This window comes from Sulfitobacter sp. F26169L (genome assembly GCF_026410285.1).
Taxonomy (GTDB): domain Bacteria; phylum Pseudomonadota; class Alphaproteobacteria; order Rhodobacterales; family Rhodobacteraceae; genus Sulfitobacter.
Genome location: NZ_JAPMLP010000006.1, coordinates 103840 through 122721 on the forward strand (window position 1 = coordinate 103840; position 18882 = coordinate 122721).

17 protein-coding genes, 1 tRNA gene and 1 pseudogene are annotated in these 18882 nt (G+C 57.3%); 5 read left to right on the forward strand and 14 right to left on the reverse strand.

The window, feature by feature from the left end:
• Nucleotides 1-7 precede the first annotated feature (7 nt).
• From OS189_RS14010 to OS189_RS14020, 3 genes are read right to left on the reverse strand one after another with little or no spacing between them, the layout of a single operon-like run.
• Nucleotides 8-775 carry a LamB/YcsF family protein gene (locus OS189_RS14010; protein WP_267168014.1) on the reverse strand — a complete coding sequence of 256 codons (768 nt, stop codon included), beginning with the start codon at nucleotides 773-775 and terminating at the stop codon, nucleotides 8-10.
• A complete protein-coding gene (locus tag OS189_RS14015) occupies nucleotides 775-1803 on the reverse strand; it encodes a 5-oxoprolinase subunit C family protein (RefSeq protein ID WP_267167953.1) in 1029 nt (342 codons plus the stop codon). Before OS189_RS14015 ends, OS189_RS14010 begins: the two co-directional genes overlap by 1 nt.
• Nucleotides 1800-2537 (reverse strand): 5-oxoprolinase subunit B family protein, encoded by a 738-nt coding sequence (locus OS189_RS14020; RefSeq protein WP_267167954.1) that lies wholly within the window; start codon nucleotides 2535-2537, stop codon nucleotides 1800-1802. Before OS189_RS14020 ends, OS189_RS14015 begins: the two co-directional genes overlap by 4 nt.
• A gap of 291 nt (nucleotides 2538-2828) precedes the next feature.
• On the opposite strand from OS189_RS14020, the gene OS189_RS14025 reads away from it, so the two are divergent.
• Nucleotides 2829-3605, forward strand: a complete 777-nt coding sequence (locus tag OS189_RS14025) for an IclR family transcriptional regulator (protein WP_267167955.1) — start codon at nucleotides 2829-2831, stop codon at nucleotides 3603-3605.
• Here the strand turns inward: OS189_RS14025 and OS189_RS14030 are convergent.
• Together OS189_RS14030 and OS189_RS14035 are read right to left on the reverse strand one after the other, a co-directional pair.
• The gene (locus tag OS189_RS14030) at nucleotides 3585-4811 is read right to left on the reverse strand and encodes a winged helix-turn-helix domain-containing protein (protein WP_267167956.1); all 1227 of its coding nucleotides are present in this window, start codon (nucleotides 4809-4811) and stop codon (nucleotides 3585-3587) included. The two genes, OS189_RS14025 and OS189_RS14030, sit on opposite strands and share 21 nt — an antisense overlap.
• On the reverse strand, nucleotides 4808-5845 hold the full coding sequence (locus tag OS189_RS14035; protein WP_267167957.1) for a LacI family DNA-binding transcriptional regulator: 1038 nt from the start codon (nucleotides 5843-5845) through the stop codon (nucleotides 4808-4810). Before OS189_RS14035 ends, OS189_RS14030 begins: the two co-directional genes overlap by 4 nt.
• Before the next feature lie 217 nt (nucleotides 5846-6062).
• Here OS189_RS14035 and OS189_RS14040 point away from each other — a divergent pair.
• Nucleotides 6063-6139: transfer RNA gene (locus tag OS189_RS14040), tRNA-Arg, on the forward strand.
• A gap of 245 nt (nucleotides 6140-6384) precedes the next feature.
• Here the strand turns inward: OS189_RS14040 and OS189_RS14045 are convergent.
• Nucleotides 6385-7496, reverse strand: a pseudogene (locus OS189_RS14045) (IS3 family transposase).
• Nucleotides 7497-7917: 421 nt separating this feature from the next.
• Here OS189_RS14045 and OS189_RS14050 point away from each other — a divergent pair.
• Both OS189_RS14050 and OS189_RS14055 read left to right on the forward strand, forming a co-directional pair.
• Entirely contained in the window at nucleotides 7918-9492 is a 1575-nt protein-coding gene (locus tag OS189_RS14050) for a flavin monoamine oxidase family protein (protein WP_267167958.1), read from the forward strand.
• Nucleotides 9493-9497: 5 nt separating this feature from the next.
• On the forward strand, nucleotides 9498-10412 hold the full coding sequence (locus OS189_RS14055; protein ID WP_267167959.1) for a Rid family hydrolase: 915 nt from the start codon (nucleotides 9498-9500) through the stop codon (nucleotides 10410-10412).
• Nucleotides 10413-10826: 414 nt separating this feature from the next.
• Here the strand turns inward: OS189_RS14055 and OS189_RS14060 are convergent, their stop codons facing one another.
• From OS189_RS14060 to OS189_RS14095, 8 genes are all read right to left on the reverse strand, one after another.
• Entirely contained in the window at nucleotides 10827-11783 is a 957-nt protein-coding gene (locus tag OS189_RS14060; RefSeq protein WP_267167960.1) for a DUF5996 family protein, read from the reverse strand.
• Nucleotides 11783-12409: a glutathione S-transferase family protein gene (locus OS189_RS14065; protein WP_267167961.1), complete on the reverse strand. Its 627-nt coding sequence runs from the start codon at nucleotides 12407-12409 to the stop codon at nucleotides 11783-11785. Before OS189_RS14065 ends, OS189_RS14060 begins: the two co-directional genes overlap by 1 nt.
• Before the next feature lie 115 nt (nucleotides 12410-12524).
• Nucleotides 12525-13085, reverse strand: a complete 561-nt coding sequence (locus OS189_RS14070; RefSeq protein WP_267167962.1) for an NADPH-dependent FMN reductase — start codon at nucleotides 13083-13085, stop codon at nucleotides 12525-12527.
• A gap of 516 nt (nucleotides 13086-13601) precedes the next feature.
• Nucleotides 13602-15194: an MFS transporter gene (locus OS189_RS14075; protein WP_267167963.1), complete on the reverse strand. Its 1593-nt coding sequence runs from the start codon at nucleotides 15192-15194 to the stop codon at nucleotides 13602-13604.
• Entirely contained in the window at nucleotides 15181-16302 is a 1122-nt protein-coding gene (locus OS189_RS14080; protein WP_267167964.1) for an amidohydrolase family protein, read from the reverse strand. The genes OS189_RS14075 and OS189_RS14080 overlap by 14 nt, the downstream gene beginning before the upstream one ends.
• Nucleotides 16299-16496: a hypothetical protein gene (locus tag OS189_RS14085; RefSeq protein WP_267167965.1), complete on the reverse strand. Its 198-nt coding sequence runs from the start codon at nucleotides 16494-16496 to the stop codon at nucleotides 16299-16301. The genes OS189_RS14080 and OS189_RS14085 overlap by 4 nt, the downstream gene beginning before the upstream one ends.
• Nucleotides 16497-16768: 272 nt before the next feature.
• Entirely contained in the window at nucleotides 16769-16900 is a 132-nt protein-coding gene (locus tag OS189_RS14090) for a hypothetical protein (protein ID WP_267167966.1), read from the reverse strand.
• A gap of 12 nt (nucleotides 16901-16912) precedes the next feature.
• The gene (locus tag OS189_RS14095; RefSeq protein WP_267167967.1) at nucleotides 16913-17845 is read right to left on the reverse strand and encodes a VOC family protein; all 933 of its coding nucleotides are present in this window, start codon (nucleotides 17843-17845) and stop codon (nucleotides 16913-16915) included.
• A 113-nt stretch (nucleotides 17846-17958) separates the two neighbouring features.
• Between OS189_RS14095 and OS189_RS14100 the strand changes: the two genes are divergently transcribed.
• Nucleotides 17959-18867, forward strand: a complete 909-nt coding sequence (locus OS189_RS14100; RefSeq protein WP_267167968.1) for a LysR family transcriptional regulator — start codon at nucleotides 17959-17961, stop codon at nucleotides 18865-18867.
• Nucleotides 18868-18882: the final 15 nt, after the last annotated feature.

Consider the following 18882-nt stretch of genomic DNA (forward strand, 5'->3'; position numbering starts at 1 on the left):
TTCGCGCTTAGGTGCGCCCCTCAAATGTTTGTACGGTGATGTCCGCGTCCTCAAGCGCACCCCGCACAGATGATGCGATTTGCACCGCTGTGGGCGTGTCACCATGCAGGCAGATTGTATCAATCGCAGCGGGAATATGTTTGCCGCTTTGCGTAATGATCGCGCCTGCCTTGACCATTTCCACCATGCGCGTTCCGGCAATTTGCGGGTCATGGATCACCGCGCCTTCGATACTGCGGTCAACCAATGTGGCATCGTCGTTATACGCGCGATCTGCGAAAATCTCTCCCGCCCATGCGCAGCCCAGCTCCTTTACCGCGTCCTGCTGGGCGGTGGCGGCAAGGACCATCACGATCAGATCGGGGTCGACAGAAAGGGCCGCCTCGTACAGATCAAGTGCCAGAACGGCATCCTCGGATGCCATGTTTGCCAATGCGCCGTGCAGTTTGAGGTGGCGTACAGATGCACCCAAACTGCGTGCCATGCCGATGCTGGCGGCCACCTGATAGCGGATCTGGTTTTGTAGCGTGGCGCGGGGCACCATCATCCGGTTGCGCCCGAAACCGGCCAGATCCATGAAACCGGGGTGTGCGCCGATACCAACGCCACCGTCACGGGCAAGGGTCATTGTGGCCGCCATCACATCTGCATCACCGGCATGGCCCCCGCATGCGATATTGGCCGACGTCACCGTGCGCAACAGCGCCGCATCATCGCCCATCTTCCACGCGCCAAAGCTTTCGCCCATATCGGCATTCAGGTCTACACGCATGATTATTCCTTTTCTGTGGTGGGGGCGGGGGTGCCCGATACAACGCCGCTGATCAATTGATAGGACAACAGATCGCGGATACTGTGGGGATCGCGCAGCAATGGCGTTACATTGTTAGCAAGTGTGTTGCGCGCAGCATTTGCACGCTGTTCAAGTGTGCGGGCCTCTGACAGATCAACAAACTCGAATGTGATCGGCGCACCGGCGGCAGCTTGGGCAACCCTTGCCATATCGGAGGGAATGACAGTGCCAATGCGGGGATAGCCGCCAGTGGTCTGACACTCACACATCAGCACAAACGGCGCGCCATCGCCGGTGATCTGGATATCGCCGGTTACAATTATGTCGGACAAGATGGTGAGTTGACCCTTTGCTGTGAACGGCTCTGTCTCATGCGCCATTCTGACGCCCATGCGATTGGCGCGGGCATCGCGATGAAACTGCGTCCGGGTGAAGCGTGCCTGTGTTTCGGGATCGAACATATCTGTCTGCATTGATGCAACGATGCGAATTTTTCCGCCCTCGAAACGGTTCTCAACGGGCAGGGTCATGCCTGTGGCAGTGTTGTTGTCCTTGCCCACCGGTAAGTCCTGACCTTCGGTCACCGCAGCGCCCAGACCCGCGCTCAGGTGCGCGGCGCGCGCGCCTATCATCACGGGTGTATCGATCCCTCCGCCGACATGCAGATATCCGTATGTTCCGCTGCGCACTCCGCCGATTTTTAGAATACTTCCCGCAGGCATCAAATGGCTGGCGTGCCATGCAAGCGGGGCATCATCCAGCGTGGCGATCATCGGCGCGCCCGTCAATGCGATGCGTATGTCGCGGCTGGCGGAAAAGTTGCCGCCGAACCCCACCATTTCAAGCGCGGCCAGATCAGGCGATTGGCCCAGCAGTGCTGCCCCTTCGTACAGCGCTGAAAGGTCGGCAGCACCGCCGCGAGTCAATCCTTGGGCCAAATACCCCCTGCGCCCCTGATCCTGTACCGTCACAGTCGGCCCGCACGCGTGAATTTTCAAGAATGTACTCATGCCAACACCCTGCGCTGCGCGCCGCCATTGCCCGAGGTGTCGCGCTGTTCGATCTGCGCGTATTCTGCCGCTGTGACCGCAGGAAAGCACATCTCGTCCCCCGGCGACAGGGCGATCGGTGTGTCACTCTCGGGGCGAAAGGTGCGAAAGGCGGTCTGGCCCACATGCCGCCAGCCCGTTGGCGTTGCGTTGGTAAAGATAATGAGTTGCCGGATCGCCACCACCAGCGCGCCTGCCGGCACGGATTTACTCAGTGCTTGCTGGCGGGGAATATCCCAATGGGGTGGCAACTCTCCGGTATAGGGCTGACCCGGCGCAAAACCGATGGTCAGTACACGCACTCGCGCTGATGACAGCTCGGTAATTGCCTGTTGCGGGCTGACGCCTGCGGCTTCGGCCGCTTCTTCAAGTTGGGGCGCGGCCTGGGTGCCGTAGAGTGTGGGGATTTCCCACAAACTGCGCCCGGCGGGCAGCTCAGCTTTGTACCAGTCGCGCGAAAGCAGCAGATCCTGTAATTGTTCGATAAGGCGTTCCGGTGGTGCGCTGACAAGATCGGCACTGATAAACGTAGAGACAAGAGATGTCGAAGTCTCGCAAACCTCTGCCCAGTTTTGTTCATCGACAGCCGCACGAAACGCAAGAGCCGCGCGGTTTGCAGGTTCGCTCATCCCTGCGCCGAACTGGACCAGCAGACCGGACAGACCGACAGGTCGGATACGGGGATATTTAGCCATCGTGCAATGCCCTTCAATAAAAATGCAGAAGCAGGATAGGTGCGGGATACACGGATAGCAGGCAACAGCCAATAACGATCAGCAATAGCGTAACCGTTTCATACAATATTATAGCAAGAAACAGCGCGATTATATAGATACCAGCACTCTTCGTCGCCGCAGTCCGACGTCAGGCGCGGAGTTTTACCATGCGGCATATCCGGTTGCGTTGATTTGGATCTGGATTATCATATGCTTACATCCGAAACGGCATTGATCCTATTGCTCTCCATCAGAGAAAGACCTTTCTTTATGTCCGACAATGCCGGCCAAGCAGAAAAAACTATCCCGACCAACCTGAGGTTGCTGCTGCTGTTGGAGGAGCTGGCGAGGGCAGGGACGCCTATTACGCCCACTGTCGCGAATGAGGTTTTGTGCCTGCCCAAACCTACCATCCACCGCTTGTTCCATACGCTGGAGCAAGAAGGATTTTTGCAGCGCGACATCGACGGGCGTTCCTATGCGCCGGGCGGGCGGCTGCGCAGGCTGGCCAGTTCGGTTCTGTCAACATCACGCATCCGGCAGGTGCGGCAGGCGATACTGAAAGCCTTGGGTGATGAAGTAGGCGAGACGTGCAATCTTGCCATCCCTGAACGGCACACAATGATTTATCTGGACCGCGTCGAGACGAAATGGCCCTTGCGCATCCAGTTGCCGGTCGGAACAGAAGTGCCGTTCCATTGTACCGCAAGTGGCAAAATGTACCTCAGTTCGCTGAAGCCAACGCTATTTGCCAAATATCTGGATGCTGTCACGCTGGAAAAGCATACTGCCCGCACCCTGACCACCGCAGATAGCCTGACCACCGAGATAGAGAGTATCCGCGCGCGCGGATATTCAACAGATGACGAAGAATTTATGGACGGAATGGTAGCGATTGCGGTTCCGTTGCTGGACATACAGGGCCGGCTGATGTCGACGCTGTCGGTTCACGCTCCTGTGCAACGGGTCAGCCTGAAAGATTTGAAGGCGCATCTGCCGCGGCTGAAATCTGCCGCTGCGGAACTGTCAGAACTGGTGTTGAGCTGACCGTTTCAGCCAATCGTTGTCAAATTCAATCTTGCTTACCCCCGCCAGCCGTTTGATCCGGTCAAGCTCTGCCTCGAAAGCGCTATGGCGGCCTTTGCCCCATGCGATGCCCTGTTCGGGCCAGAGGGCGCGGATACGCAAGGTGTCCTCCGCGCGAAATGCCTTCATGTCGACCCGCCCGATCAAACGATCCCCTTGTAACAGAGGAAAGACGTAGTATCCAAAGATCCGCTTTGCCTGCGGCACAAACACCTCGATACGGTAGTCGAAACCGAACAAAAATTTTGCACGTTTGCGATCCCGCAGGGCAGGATCAAACGGGCTAAGCACCCGTACGCGTTGTGGTGCGGCTTGCTTAGTCGCGGTATCGGCAATGATGTCCGGGCGGGCGAATGTGCGTTTGACAGTGCCGTCCGCCCCGATGATTTCGATCTCTTCAATCGCGCCGGTTTGCAGCGCGCGCACGCACCACGCCCGGGCCTCCGCTGCGGTGACATGTGCCCAAAATGCCGCGATCTCGCCCGATGTGGCAAAGCCAAGCCTGTCCAGCGCACCGTTGCAGCACCAGTCGATTGTCTCCGCTTCGCTCGGGGTATTGTCGGGCGCGTGGTATTGCGGGTTCAGTGCCCGCTCTGACAGATCATAGCGTTTCTGGAAATTTTCGCGTCCCACGACATGCAAGGCACCGCTGCGCCACAAATATTCAAGCGCGGTTTTGGACGGGTGCCAGTCCCACCACCCGCCAGAGCCACGCTTTTCGTCTTGCCCGACATCGGATGACCCGCAAGCACCATTTTCGCGAATGTGGTCCAGAACTGTTTGCAACTGCTCTTCAAATCCGTCGCGCCGCCAACTGCGCCATTGTTTGCGCAGTTTCGCGGTATCGCGTGTGCGCCGCAATTGCCACTGGGGGTAATACGATAGCGGAATCATCGCTGCATCGTGGGTCCAATGCTCGAACAGGCCCTTGTCACGTTCGTAAAGACGTTTCAGATCATCGGTGCGATAACGTGGTTTGCGCGCAAACAGGATCAGATCATGCGCGCGCGCAACCGTGTTGATGCTGTCCAGCTGGACAAATCCCAGGCGCTCGAACAACGAAAGCAACGATGCGCTATCCGCTGGCCCTCGGGGCGTTTCAAGCAGCGCATGACGATCCAGAAAAATGCGCCGCGCCGCTGTGTTGTGCAGGCGCGGCAGGCTCATCCGCGGCGACGACGGCGCAGGGTATCACCCAAAGACAGCGTTGGTTTCATGGTGATGACGCGCTGAATGCTCGGGTCCGGTTCAGGGCTGGAATCGTTGAGAATGATTTTGGCCGCCGCCAACCCAATTTCGCGACGACAGGCATCTGTAGTGGCCAGTTGCCGTGGCAATCCCGCGAGCAATTCAACCCCGTTAAATCCGGCCAGCCCGATTTTTCCAGGCACATCAACGCCTTCATCCAGCAGGTGCAGCAGCCCCCCCGCACCGATCATATCATTCGAATAATATAGAAAATCCAGATCGGGAGAGCGCTCAAGCATGTCTTTTGTCATCTCGCGCCCCTTCAAAAGGGCAGAACCGCCGGAATAAAACGCACGGTCCTCGATCTCGATCCCTGCTTTGGTCAGCGCTTCGGTGAACCCTTCAAAACGTTTGCGTGCGCGGTGGTCCAATGGCATTTTTGTGCCCAAAAATCCGATCCGCTCATACCCCTCGCGCAGAATTTCACGCGCCATATCGCGCCCTGCCTGCCGGTGCGAAATACCCACCATCGCGTCAATCGGATTGCCGTCAACATCCATAATTTCAACCACGGGAATACCCGCGTTCAACAGCATCGCACGTGTCGCCTCTGAATGTTCCAGCCCTGCGATGATTACGCCCGATGGCCGCCAAGACAGCATTTCATAAAGTACCTGCTCCTCCTTTTCAGGGCGATACCCCGTGACCCCTACAACCGGCTGCAAGGGCGTGTTGTCAAAGGCTTCGTTGATGCCATTCAGGACCTCGGGGAAAACCATGTTACTTAGGGACGGGATAATCACCGCCACCAGATTGACCCGCTGCGAGGCAAGCGAGCCCGCGATCTGGTTGGGCACATAACCCAGCTCTTTAGCTGCGGCGAGCACGCGCTCGCGGGTGGCTGCCGATACATCACCGCTTTTGCGCAGCACGCGACTTACGGTCATTTCGGATACACCACAGGCTTCGGAGACATCGCGCAAGGTGAGCGGGCGTTTGGGCGTTTGTGACAATGCGGCAGTTCCTGATGCTGGATACGGATGCGCGCAGCGTAGACAGTCAGAACGAGACAGGCAATCGAGGATATGGGCCCACGCGGCGCAGTCGCGCACATATTGCACCGCGTTCAACCCGAAAATTTGCAAATTTCCCCCTACCGTAAGTCGCCTTCACATCATAAGAAGTCTCCACCACAAATCACCGCGCCTGCCAAAGTCGCGAAATCTCCGTGGCCCCGTGGCTCAACTGGATAGAGCAGCCCCCTCCTAAGGGGCAGGTTGCAGGTTCGAATCCTGCCGGGGTCACCAGTCTTCCTGATATTATCGGATGAAACGGCTACACATCCAAGGTGTGTAAATCACGGATGCGCCACCTCCTGTCGAATGCGGCTTCCAGTCACTTTCTGGCTCCGTTTATTACGGTTACGTTGCCGCCTTATCATGGCTGCTCTTTCAAAAGGATTGCTGAGTTTTTTTGCATGGGGATTGGTTGCCAAGGTCATATGCTGGCCAAGTTGGACCTGTCGCGTTTTCGTGCCGCCCCAAGTGCTCGTTCAGACCACTTTACTTTCAAAGGCGGCGGGGCTTTTCCAATCCAGTGCTGAGTGTCGGCGGCACGGATTGTAGAAGCCATTGATGTATTCGAAGATGGCCATTTCAGCCTTGCGGCGTGTTTCCCGAGGGTGCCGCCAAATAAGTTCTGCTTTGATGGTTTTGAAGAACGTCTCAACAGCCGCATTATCGTAGCAATTAGCTTTGCCAGACATCGATACCTTGAACCCATGCTGGCGCAGGATTTTCTGATAGCATGAGAACAGAATTGTGACCCGCGATTCGTGTGGTGGATGCAGTCTCTGGGTGGTATTCTGAGCGCAACGTCCGTTTTCAACGCGCGGATCATCAAGTCCCGTTTCATCCGATGGCTGCACCACTGCCCGGCAGTGCATTACGCAGCAATGTCACGATAGGGGGTCCAGCCAATGACACGGCGTGAATGCAGGTCCAGGATCACGGCCAAGTACAACCAACCTTCTGGGGTCCAAACATAGCTGACGTCACCGACTTATTTCTGGTTAGGCGCGTTGGCGGTGAAGTCACGGTTCAGCAGGTTCGGCGCAATGTTGAACTTGTGATTGCTGTCTGTAGTGAGCTTGTGTTTACGGGTTCTGACAACGGACATATACCATCCTAACGCATCAATCTGCCAACTCGGCGAAGCCCGACGTTCAAGCCGATTTCCTTCAGCTCTTCGCTCATTCGCGGCCTGCCATAGCTGCCCAGACTGAGACATGAATGTTCCTTATATGTGGCCAGCGTGCGCTGACGCCAACGTCATCGCACAAGCGAATAGCTGGAAAGCGGGCACTGTGTTCTTCAATAAACCTAATTCTCATTGCTTTAGGCCCGCGAAGACCAGGGTGGCCCTTTTTAGGATTTCCCTCTCCTCCTTGAGGAGCCGGATCTCACGTCGAAGTCGATCATTCTCTTTGGCGAGGCTCAGATCATTCTTCGACACTACAACTGCGTCCCGATGGGCTGTGATCCATTTATTCAGCGTCGACATCGCGACACCTGAATCATCAGCGACCTGCTTACGCGTTAGGCTACTGGTAAGCGCAATACACACCGCATCCTTGCGGAATTCGTCCGCTCGTTTCAGTTTCATAGTTCATCTCCTTTGTTGCAGTAAATGCGATCAATGGAGCGGCACCAAACCGCGACAGGTCCAAGCCGAGGGCTGAGGTAATAAGGATAATCAAAGGATCAAATGCGAGCGTTGCCCAAGGCAGACCTAGTTTATCCAGGTATCGACGGCTGGTTGCTTCTCTCTTCTGATCTCGCTGCATAGGTTGTCGATGCCAGTGTTCACTGCATTCATCGCGTAGCGGGGGTGGGTCCTCAACGTTCAATCAGAGGTCTGTATGGCCGTTCGCCAGACACGATATTGTTTTCATTGGAACCTTATTACATCGGCGTGCGTTACACTATCAGACATAGTTTCGCTTAAATTACGGTGATTTGCGGAATAGTTTAAGTTCTCGTTGGTGGCTGGCTTGCGGGAGCGCAGACCTTGGAGGACAGACGATATGAGCACAGTAACACGCCGGAATCTGCTTGGTATGATCGGAACTGTTGCGGGAAGTACCGCAATGTATCACGCCATGGCAGCAATGGGTCATGCACAGCAATCAAGCTACACTGGTCCGATCAAGCTTGACGGTGCGCCACAGGGAACCAAGATCCTCATTCTCGGAGCGGGACTGGCCGGCATGACCGCGGCGCTCGAAATGCGGGCGGCGGGATACGAGGTCGAGGTTCTCGAGTTCAGGGAGAAGGCCGGCGGACGTTGCTGGACCTTGCGGGGCGGTGACACTTATACTGAACTGGGCGGTGCGGTGCAGAATGTGGATTTTGCCGAAGGCAACTACATCAACCCCGGCCCGTGGCGCATACCGTATCACCACCATGCGGTACTGGACTACTGCGGCCGCTTGGGTGTTCAGCTGGAGCCTTTCGTTCAGGAAAACTATCAAGCATATCTGCATCGCTCGGACGTCAATGGAGGTGCCCGCCAACGGGTGCGGGATGTGAAAGCGGATTACCGTGGCCATGTCTCCGAACTCTTGTCGAAGGCGGCTGAAAAAGGGCGCCTTGACGACATGGTGACAGAAGAAGACCGCGAGATTCTCATTGAAAGCTTGCGTGATTTCGGCGGTCTGACTGACGCAGGCGAATATAAGCGTGGCGCAGAAAGCGCCGAGTTGCGCGGGTACGACCGCTGGGCTGGGGCAGGTGCAGATGGTGCGCCCATACCATCGGATCCTGTTGACCGCGACGAGGTTTTGCGGAGCCGTTATTGGGAGTATCTGGCCGCGAACCAGATCACCAATCACCAAGCGACTATGTTCCAGCCCGTTGGCGGTATGGACTCCATCGCGCGCGGCTTTGAACGTGAGGTAGGCGATCTAATCACCTACAATGCCAAGGTCACCGCACTGCAACAAGACGAAAACGGCGTCACCGTGACATGGACCCCGACGGAGGGGGGGGAACAGCGCACTTCGACGGCTGACTATTGTGTCTGCACAATTCCGTTCTCTATCCTCAGTCAAATCGATCACAATCTGTCGTCTGGTATTTCGAACGCGATTTCGGAGATGCCCTACAATGGATCTGTGAAATGGGGACTTGAGTTCAAACGTCGTTTCTGGGAGCAGGACGACAGGATTTATGGCGGCGTAAGCTTTACCGATCAGGCCATTGGCCAAATCAGCTATCCTTCGACGGGTTATCTGTCGGACGGTCCGGGCGTTCTGCTGGGTGGATACACTTGGCGCGGACCGGAATCCTACAAGTTCAACGCGATGCAGCCCGAAGAACGCATCGAGTGGGCATTGCGTATGGGTGAGAAAATACATCCCCAGTATCGCGACGAATACAAGACCGGCGTTACCGTTTCTTGGCACAAGGTGCCTTGGGTTCTGGGTTGCTCAGGTCTGTGGAATGATCGCGAGCGCGATTACGCGGATGCCATCAAGGTGGATAATCGCGTAGTCTGCGCAGGTGAACATCTGTCCTATCTGCCCGCGTGGCAGGAGGGTGCGATCCTCTCTTCGCTTGATGCCATCGGGCGTCTTCACAGTAAAATTGTCCAAGGGTGAATGCCATGAACACCACATTTCCAGCAACAGTCCTTCTCGCCGCTTTGGCGGCAACCACTGCCTACGCACAAGAGCCCGGTTCTTACGGTCACGAGCTTGCCTATAGCGACGAATTCGAAACTTCCGCATATGCTACCACCGACGGTGAGCGGCTGTACCGGACGCATTGTGCCGGATGTCACATGCCTGACGGAAGCGGCGCACAGGGTGCAGGGAAATACCCGGCACTTCGTGAAAATCCAAACCTAGAGTATGCCGCCTATCCGGTTTCTCTGATCGTTAATGGTCAGCAAGCGATGCCCGCGTTTGGAAGCATGTTGAACGACGAGCAGATCGTGGCGCTGACCGCCTACATTCAGGAGAATCTCGGCAACGGCTATGAGCCGGACGTAACACCGCAGTTGGTAGCCGACACGCGCCCTTACGAGGAAGCGGAGGAGAGTGCGGAGCATCAGACCGAAGTGGCAGAGGATGTCACGGCTCAGGGCAACGGCGGCGTAATACGCCACCCCATTCCCAATTCTGATTTTCCAATTCTTCAGGCCGTCGAAATCCCCGCCGACGCTGATCTCGTCTATCTCAGCGGTACAGTTCCGCAGGTGATCGACGAGAGTGCAGCCGCAGACGCGCCCGCGCGCTTTGGCGACACCGCTGCGCAGACGGTCTCAACATTCGAGTCAATTACGGCCAAGCTCGAAATGCTCGGTCTTGACATGGGCGACGTTGTTAAGCTGCAGGTTTATCTAGTTGCCCCAGATGGAAGCGACGCGATGGATTTCGCTGGCTTTATGGATGGTTACGTCCAGTTTTTCGGAACAGAAAAACAGCCAAATTTGCCAACCCGTTCTGTGTTCGAAGTTGCAGGTCTGGCCAACCCGTCATGGCTGGTCGAGATTGAAGCCATCGCCGTGCGCGAGTAACCAGCATCTCGGCGGGTGGTTCGCGCCGCCCGCCGTCGGCGCGCAAAAAATTTCAACGGCACGGACTCTGGTCCGTGCCGTTTGTGATCGCAGGCTTTAGTTGTGGTCCAAGCTTGCGGAGCATACCATCGCCGCATTTCACGGGAGCGAGCGATGCTTTGCCTGTGAGGGCACTCCATTGGCCGTTGTGGCGCTACCGTTTTGAAAGGCCGCTATCCGTTAATATAGATTCAGTCTGTTTCTAAATACCCATACTGCTCTGTCACGGGTTCCGCAGTTGGGGTGCGGATAACCTTTACGATTAGAAGGGAAGATTATTTTTGTTAGAAACGGTGGGTGCTACCCCAAACGTCGTGAAAACCGTAACGGATTGCCAGGCCTGCTGATTACAGGAACCGGCGCTCGACAGGTCCCCTAAGGCGGTGACATCTTCCGCGGCACACGCGGTTTTCCCAACCCACATTCCAGCGCGGGACGGTCCCAATCACCGGTGTTTGCTGCTGCGGCATATGTTGATTGAAGAAATGCCATTAACATCGCTTCGGGATCGTCGCTGGCCGCTACGTCATCGTATGACAGAATAAACTCGCCGAGTTTGCTATCAAACCGAGCCTCAGGCGGATCGACGGGCTGATCGGCGAAGGCTTCCGGCGCGGGATAGGCGTAGGAGTAGAACATCGCCCTATCCGCACCCGCGCCGCCCGGCCAGAAACCCGCCGACGATACCTCGTGACTGTAGGCTTCCTGTGCGACATCATCGGGCAGGTTCGGGATGCCCGCGGGATGCAGGGGTGCGCGCCTGCCGGAAAACCGCGTCACAGCCAGGTCAAAAGACCCCCAAAAGAAATGCGTGGGTGATACCTTACCGATAAACCCGCTGCGGAATTTTTCGAAGACCGGCACGATCCGCAGAAGCGCACCGTGAAACCTCTCGACCGCATCTGCGTCGTATGGACGGGCCTGCGTATCGTCCGCAAACGGCAATGCGTCGGGCACCTCGTTCGGAACACCGTGTATTTCGAAAGTACCACCAGCGTCTTCGACCGCAGTACGCGTGCGGTCGAAAAACTCTGCAATGCTCATGCTAGTTAGCGCAAACCCTTCCCGCGCGCCGCCATCCGCCTCGACCACCAGCCGGTGATCCACAAAATCGAGTGTCACGGTCAAGCAGCCGCCCGTTTCGTGAACCGCACCCGTTGTCATGCCGCGTGGCGTAACGTGCAACGTCGAGTGCCACGCGTGATTAACCCAAGGTGTATGAGCCACGCGGTACTTCCCGAGGATCTGCGTCCAAAGGTGAAGCGCCGCGCAGGTTTCAGCCCAGTCGCCATAAGGCAGGGAGGGCCAGCGATTAGCGTCCGGATTAGCCATCAGCCCAATGGTTCCATATTCTGACGTTTGAGGGCCAGTTTCACGCCGTCGTCCGCCTCCATCCGCTCCATGTGCTCCTTGAGCGTAGGATAGTCGTCGTAGGATAGGGGGGTCTGGTCCACCCAACGCATCAGGACATAAAGAAACGTATCCGCAAAAGACCGTCTGCCCAGATACCACTCGCCACCATTCTCGGTTAGCACTTCGTTCATACGGGCGTAGTGGCCGCCAAGCTTTTCGTAGGTTTTCTTCTTAACCTCTTCGACGGCCGCATCTGTAGCGGCGAAGTTTTGGGGGCCGAAATGGCCGCCGTAGGCCGCGTGAACCTCCGATGTCATGTATGACAGCGCCTCGGCCTCCTTGCGGCCCAATACGGTGTCGCGGCCAAAGCCTTCGGAGCCGTGGGTAGCGCCAAGCCAGGCCAAAATCGCTGAGGCTTCGGTCAAAACATCGCCATCCTCGAACTTAACTGCAGGGACCTTGCCCTTGGGGTTGATCGACAGGTAGTCGTCTTTTTTGTGATCGCCATAAGCCATCGTATGCACGTCAACTGGCGCATTGAGCCACGCAATTGCAATATTGGGCGAAAGCGAACAAGTTCCAGGCATGGTGTAGAGCGTTGGCATATCTGTGTTTCCTTGTGTGAAGTTCAACCAGTAAGACGGCCGGATTGCAGGCCACCGTTTGGTCATCTGAAGAAAAACCGCTGGCGCGCCGTGGAGTTCCGGACGCGCCCGACATTTATTCGGTTTTCTTTCCGGTAAACGCTGCAAAACCTGCGAGGAAGTCCTTCAGCCGGTCGCGCATCGTGTCATCCGTCATCCCGCCTTCGTCATCGAACACGCTGCCCGCACGCGATACCATGAGCCGACCCTCGAACCATGGGCGTGTACCCAAGGTCCGCAACACCGAAAGCCATGCATCCTGCGCAAGGATCGTTCCGAACCCGCCGGGTGACGCCCCGATCACCGCCACAGGCTTGCCGCCATAAACCCTGCCGATGTCGCTTGCAGGGCGCGTTGTCCAGTCGATCGCATTTTTGAAAACGCCTGGAATGGAATTGTTATATTCCGGCGTTATCAGCAACAGGCCATCGGCCTCCGCGATCTGCGTCTTCAATTTTTCGACGGCCGGGGGTAGACCGGACGCTGCTTCGTCGTCAGCATTGTAAAGGGGAATGCCGTCAATGCTGCCCACATGAAGCTCGGATTCCTCCGGCATCAAATCCTGAGCGGCGCGCAGCAAAGCGGTGTTAAGAGAACCCGTTCGCAGGCTTCCCGATATTCCCAAAAGTCGTGTCATCTCATCTTTCCTTTCATACGTTGAATTGTGCACCCTCAGACGCACGCATAGGCGGACGCACCACAAGACCGCCCGTCTTTCGCGTTATCCGTTGGCGTCACACCGGATCATCCCTGCAACGCCCAGCGTATTTTCCGGCGCCGCGATACCACTCTTGGTTGACCAAACATAACTGCCAAAAACCTACCGCGTGCCCGAGCCTGAAGCAACGTTCACGAACAGGCGTCGGGCGTCGTCGACTGCACAGGTATAAGTCGACGCGGTGACGCCATCCTTCCTGTTCCAATTCGACTGCGACCGACGAAGCCGTATCGGCAATGGCGCAGGTGCTGACCGCGATCGGCACGGTGCTGCTGGTCAAAGAGAGCTGCATAGCTGTCGCCATCCCTTTCGGCTTGTACGATCCAGATCGCGGGCGGGAGGGATGATCAGCGTCTCTAGGCCGCTTTCGTCCGCGTCAGGACATTCGGGGTTTTGCGTTGGCTGCCAGCTCAAGATCGGGGTCTCCTGATTTTTTCAGTCTGGTTTAAGGTAGTGTCGCACCACGGGTCCGCCATCGTGGCGGTCCAGTTTTTTGATCCGGTCCTGCAGATCAATGTCGGATTTCGTCGCGCGTGCATGTTGTTCCAGATGCTCCGCCCAGCTCGGCAGGTGGAACACTTCCGTCCACATCTCCGGCTCTTCGACGCATTGGGTGATGTCCCATCGCATTGCGCCATCGCGCATCCGCTCCTTCGAGAAGTCTTGCAGAAGGGCAACAAATTCATCTCGGTCAGAGGGCTCAATTTTGTAGGTCACCAAAACCATTGCCGCGCGGTCGCTGCTTTGCCCCTCAGCCAGCGGCGGTGCCTTCGGCCATGCGGAGGCTGGATCAAGATCCATACCTTCGCCCTGACCGACAGTGAATTTTCGGGTGACGACCATACCCAGCAGCAAGCCCGCTGAAGCCATAATCAACGCCGCCGTGATCGACAGGATCGTCGCAATCTGACCCCAGACAACGGAGCCCAGAGACATCGATCCGAAAAACACCATCAGGAAGACCGCCAGTCCGCGGGCACGTACCCAGTTCGGCAGGGCCGTCTGTGCCGAAACGTTGAAAGAGGTCAGCACAGCAATCCACGACAGCCCACCGGCAAAGGCCGCCAGCATAAGGGCGAAGGGGGCGTCGGACAGGGCCATGGCGAGGAGCGCCGCCATTGTGCCAACGGTCCCGATGCGCACGGTCATATCGGCATCAAACCGTCTGGACAGGCGCGGCAGAAGCAACGCTCCGATCACTGCACCGGTGCCGATTAGCGCCATCAGGATGCCGTAAAGTTCGGATCCGCCACCATTGGCATTGCGCGCAATCAGTGGCAGCAGCGACCAATAGGCAGAGGCAAACAGAAAGAATGCCAGCGCGCGGACCGCCGTGGCCAGCATCGCCGGATTATGGCGTACGTGGCGCAGGCCGGTGCGCATTTCCGATAGCAGGCTGCCGTGGGTTTTTCTGCTGGGCAGGTCCGATGGTTTCCACAGAATAAGAGCCGCAAGGATCACCATATAGCTGGCCGCATTCAGCGCGAAAGGCGAGGCAAGCCCGACACTCGCGATCAGGACGCCGGCAACAGCGGGGCCGATGGCACGGCTGATATTGATACCCATCGAGTTCAGGGCAATGGCGGGCTTGAGCTTGTCACGGGGGATCAGGCCGGGAACCACCGCCTGCCACGCAGGCGCCATAAACGCGGCACCGGTGCCGATGGCGAGGGTGAAGAGGATCAGCAGGATCGGCGTCATGCGTTCTTGCCACACAAGTATTGCCAACGCAGATACCACCACGGCCATAACCAGATTGATGATGATCAGCATGCGCCGTTTGTCGAACCGGTCGGCCAGCGTACCGGCCAGTAGGGCAAACAGGAAAACGGGCAGGGTGGTCGCGGCCTGCACCAACGTCACAACGGCGGGCGTGGGATCGAGCGTGGTCATCAGCCAGCCCGCGCCCACATCGTGCATCCAGGTCCCGATATTGGAGATCAGTGTTGCCGTCCACAACAGTGCAAAGGCCGTGTGCGCGAACGGCGAGAACGCCCCTACGATTCTGGTTTCATCACTGGATGACATTTGCCACGTCCTCGGAATGCTTCTTGGCGAAGGCCTTGATGTAGGGAGCGCCCGGCACAATGCGCCGACCAACCGCACGGGCGGCGGCGTGACCATCGATGCTGTCAGTGGCTGTCAGGATAACCTTGTCTGCGACACCGTCGACCCCACCAGGAGTGCCGCGATATCGGCCATTCGATTTTGTTTCGGCAAGCGCAATCTTTAGATCAGGCATTGTATGTTCCTTCAGTTCATTCGACAAAACATCAACAGCCCGACGCGCCCGGGAGCGCGCCCTTTTCGGGCACAGGGATCGGGTTGGCCCATGCGATGCTGTGTTCGTGACGGCGTTTTTGGTACCCCGATGCGCCGCCGTCGTGACAAGCGCGCATATCGGTGGAAGCCGGGGCAAGTGGTGCAGCGGGAAGATGGCGGCTATGGCCCAATCGTGGCTTTGCGCGGCGGATTCTGCATCATCGAAAGCAATCTTCCCACCTGGGATGGTCAGCACCGAGGTGATCGACCGGATATGGTCATACGGCACCGACATCAGATTATCAGAGAGAACGGCAAGATCAGCGATCGTGCCGAGCCTGAGAATGCCGTCCATACCCTGTTCGTTCGAGAACCACGCCGAACCTGTGGTCCAAATTGCCAGCGTTTCTTCGCGGATGAGATGGTTTTTCCCGCCGATGAGCGTCAGGCTCTGCACGATCCTGCCTGTTGTCGGCCAGTGCAACGCGACACAAGGGCCAGAGCCGGCCACACGGGTCGCATCCGTGCCTTTTTTCACGGGTTGACCGCCTCCTAGCGCCTTGAAGCGCTTGATGTTGCAGGGGCTGAGAGTTTCGTCAAAGGTTGCGCGGGTGGGTTTAACGCCTGACGCCGCAGCATCGTCAGCGCCAAAGAGCGCGTATTCCCAGCGCGACTCCATATCGTAGCTCATGTTATTGCGGACCTCGTGCGCGTGGCTGCTATTCGGCCCCAAAACAACACATAGGCTGTTGAGACTGGTCACCTGTTCAGCCTCGCTGTTCCGCCCTATGATAACGGTGGACAAGCCGGTCGCCAGCACCTTGCCATGGGCCATGGCTGTCACCTCCGGTCGGCCACTGTCGGTCAACTTCATGTCGCACCCTCCGGTCCGCAGGCCCAAAACCTCCATTTTCTTGCTCCTGTTGGCAGCCCCATTAGCCAGCGCACCAGACGCTTTCCGGTCGCGCCGCCACTTACCGGCATCGGCTGCGCCTCGTCCGAAGAAATCAGGGCGACATTGCCCTGACCGTCCTCATGAGGCAGCGTAACCTCAGCGCCGTAATTCAAGATATCTATATCCTCTAATTGCCTGTCGCAAATCCGGATTTTTGGGTGATGGTATCGCCGTTCAATATCTGCAGGGTTGCGGACTCTATCCGGTTGGGGATCTCAAGTGTGCTTAAGGAGAACGCAAGATTGCTGTTCAGCCAACTTAACGGGTTATGGCCCTTAACGGCGTTTTGATGGATGAGAATTATGCCAGCCTCCTTTGGCCGAGGTATGTGCCAACGCCGCGATCAGGCGGCGTTGAGCAGTTTTTGCAGTGTGATCAGTTCAGCCTAGCGCAGGTCATAGCCACCGCCATGAACTTCGGTCGCGACTTGTGCTCCTTGTTCACTCACGTCGCCGCGTCGCGAAACGACGCCCGCGTCGGGTGCCATGGTCAGTGCCTGATAGCTATCGGTCGACATGTCACCTTTCCTTTATGCATTCAGCGGTGGCAGCAGCGCCTCGATTTTGGCGCGGTGCGGCTCGTAGCGATCAGGCAACTTCAGCGCCTCACCCAGATGTTTGGTGTCTTCATCGCGGTCAAAGCCGGGCTCGTTTGTGGCCACCTCGAAAAGGATGCCACCCGGTGTACGGAAGTAGATCGCCCAGAAATAGTCGCGATCGATCACCGGCGTGACCTGATAGCCCGTGTCCATCAGCGCACGACGCACCTCAAGTTGCTTCTCGCGGTTTTCGACCGCAAAGGCGATGTGGTGCACCGAGCCTGCGCCCTGACCGGCGGTCTTGGCGCCTGATAGCTCCTCAAGGTCGATGATGTCGGCGGCATTGCCTCCCTCGATCCGGTAGCGTGTGATGCCGTCGGCGGACTCGTCCTTTTGATAACCCATAAAGCCCAGCAGTTCGCCCGTGGCTGCCGCATCGCGTAGCGAAAAACGCGCACCGTGAAAACCCAGGATGCCCGCATCCTCGGGGACGTCGGTTCCGGTCCATGGGGTGCGGCCGCGAACCTCGGACTCGACCAGCGCAAAGCCGTCGCCATCGGGGCCGTCAAACTGCAAGCGGTTCTCGCCGAGAAAATTGTTCTCTTGCAGGCCGGTAACGCCATAGTTGCCCAAGCGCTCTTTCCAGAACGGCAGCGCACCCTCGGGCACGGCAAATTCAGTCGTGCCAACCTCGCCAGTGCCACGACGGCCCTTCGGCATGTTGCCGAAGGGGAAATAGGTCATGACCGAGCCGGGAGTGCCGACCTCGTCGCCGTAGTAAAGGTGATAGACCTCGGGCGCGTCGAAATTGACTGTTTTCTTAACACGGCGCAGGCCGAGCGTGTTGGTAAAGAATGCGTTGTTCTCGGATGCATCCCCCGCCATGGATGTGACGTGATGCAGACCTTTGATGTCCTTGATCATGATAGTGCCTTCCCATTCAGCAATCTGTGTTGCTCAAGAGGTAAGGCAAGAACTGATTGTTCAGAATAGAAAGAGGATTGCATTCACTGTTGTTCACAGTGCAATAAAGCCAAATGCAGGATATCAAACCCGTTCGCGTTTTTCTCAAGGTAGCAGAGCTTAGCAGCTTTGCAGCGGCAGCGCGCAGCATGAATATGACGCCCGCGTCTGTCACACGGATTGTTGCAAAACTCGAAGAGGAGTTGGGCCAGCAGTTGCTTGTTCGCACAACGCGACAGGTATCACTGACAAGTGCCGGTGCGCTTGTGGCCGCCCGGTTCGGCCCCGTCGTCAAGGATTTCGACTTGGTGACCGATGAAATCACCCGCGCGGCACGCCCCGACAAGGGGCGGCTGGCGATCAACGCACCGATGTCACTTGGTTTGCGGCTGCTGCCGCCGCTCATCCAGAGTTTCCGACTAGCCTATCCGAATATATCGCTCGACATCACCTTAACGGACGAGCTGATCGACATTGTCGAGGCGGATTGCGATCTGGCCATCCGTGTTTCGGCGCCACCCCCTGACAAGTCGACGATCTGGCGCAAGGTATGCGAGGTTCCGCGGAAAATCGTGGCTGCCCCTTACCTGTTCGAGCAAACGCAAAAACCGTCAGACCCGGATGGATTGGAGCGGCGCTTTTGTATGTCTTACGCCTCGGACGGTAACGCCGAGACATGGGCGCTGAGCAAGGACGGGTCAAAACGCACGGTTCACGCAGGCTCTGACATCATCTCGAACAACGGGGATTTTCTGTATTCTTTGGCCAAATCCGGCAACGGGATGGCACTGCTGCCGGATTTCATCGTTAACGACGGTATCGCTGCGGGCGAGGTCGTGACGGTGTTGGAGGACTGGTCTGTCGCGCCGCTTTGGCTGACACTGTTCTACCCACCCTACGAGGTCCTGCCGCCACTGGTCGCCACCTTCACCGATTTTTTCGAAGCGCATCTGCGCGAAGTGTCGGAAATGAAGTTCGAATAGGAGAAACAGCCGCTG

What these genes read in the sequence shown, in the direction of transcription:
- OS189_RS14020 (WP_267167954.1), bottom strand. Translation starts at nt 2,537, where the DNA reads ATGGCTAAATATCCCCGTATCCGACCTGTCGGTCTGTCCGGTCTGCTG.
- OS189_RS14060 (WP_267167960.1), bottom strand. Translation starts at nt 11,783, where the DNA reads ATGGCTAATCCGGACGCTAATCGCTGGCCCTCCCTGCCTTATGGCGAC.
- OS189_RS14055 (WP_267167959.1), top strand. Translation starts at nt 9,498, where the DNA reads ATGAACACCACATTTCCAGCAACAGTCCTTCTCGCCGCTTTGGCGGCA.
- OS189_RS14095 (WP_267167967.1), bottom strand. Translation starts at nt 17,845, where the DNA reads ATGATCAAGGACATCAAAGGTCTGCATCACGTCACATCCATGGCGGGG.
- OS189_RS14090 (WP_267167966.1), bottom strand. Translation starts at nt 16,900, where the DNA reads ATGTCGACCGATAGCTATCAGGCACTGACCATGGCACCCGACGCGGGC.
- OS189_RS14025 (WP_267167955.1), top strand. Translation starts at nt 2,829, where the DNA reads ATGTCCGACAATGCCGGCCAAGCAGAAAAAACTATCCCGACCAACCTG.
- OS189_RS14080 (WP_267167964.1), bottom strand. Translation starts at nt 16,302, where the DNA reads ATGAAGTTGACCGACAGTGGCCGACCGGAGGTGACAGCCATGGCCCAT.
- OS189_RS14030 (WP_267167956.1), bottom strand. Translation starts at nt 4,811, where the DNA reads ATGAGCCTGCCGCGCCTGCACAACACAGCGGCGCGGCGCATTTTTCTG.
- OS189_RS14070 (WP_267167962.1), bottom strand. Translation starts at nt 13,085, where the DNA reads ATGACACGACTTTTGGGAATATCGGGAAGCCTGCGAACGGGTTCTCTT.
- OS189_RS14065 (WP_267167961.1), bottom strand. Translation starts at nt 12,409, where the DNA reads ATGCCAACGCTCTACACCATGCCTGGAACTTGTTCGCTTTCGCCCAAT.
- OS189_RS14050 (WP_267167958.1), top strand. Translation starts at nt 7,918, where the DNA reads ATGAGCACAGTAACACGCCGGAATCTGCTTGGTATGATCGGAACTGTT.
- OS189_RS14100 (WP_267167968.1), top strand. Translation starts at nt 17,959, where the DNA reads ATGCAGGATATCAAACCCGTTCGCGTTTTTCTCAAGGTAGCAGAGCTT.
- OS189_RS14015 (WP_267167953.1), bottom strand. Translation starts at nt 1,803, where the DNA reads ATGAGTACATTCTTGAAAATTCACGCGTGCGGGCCGACTGTGACGGTA.
- OS189_RS14075 (WP_267167963.1), bottom strand. Translation starts at nt 15,194, where the DNA reads ATGTCATCCAGTGATGAAACCAGAATCGTAGGGGCGTTCTCGCCGTTC.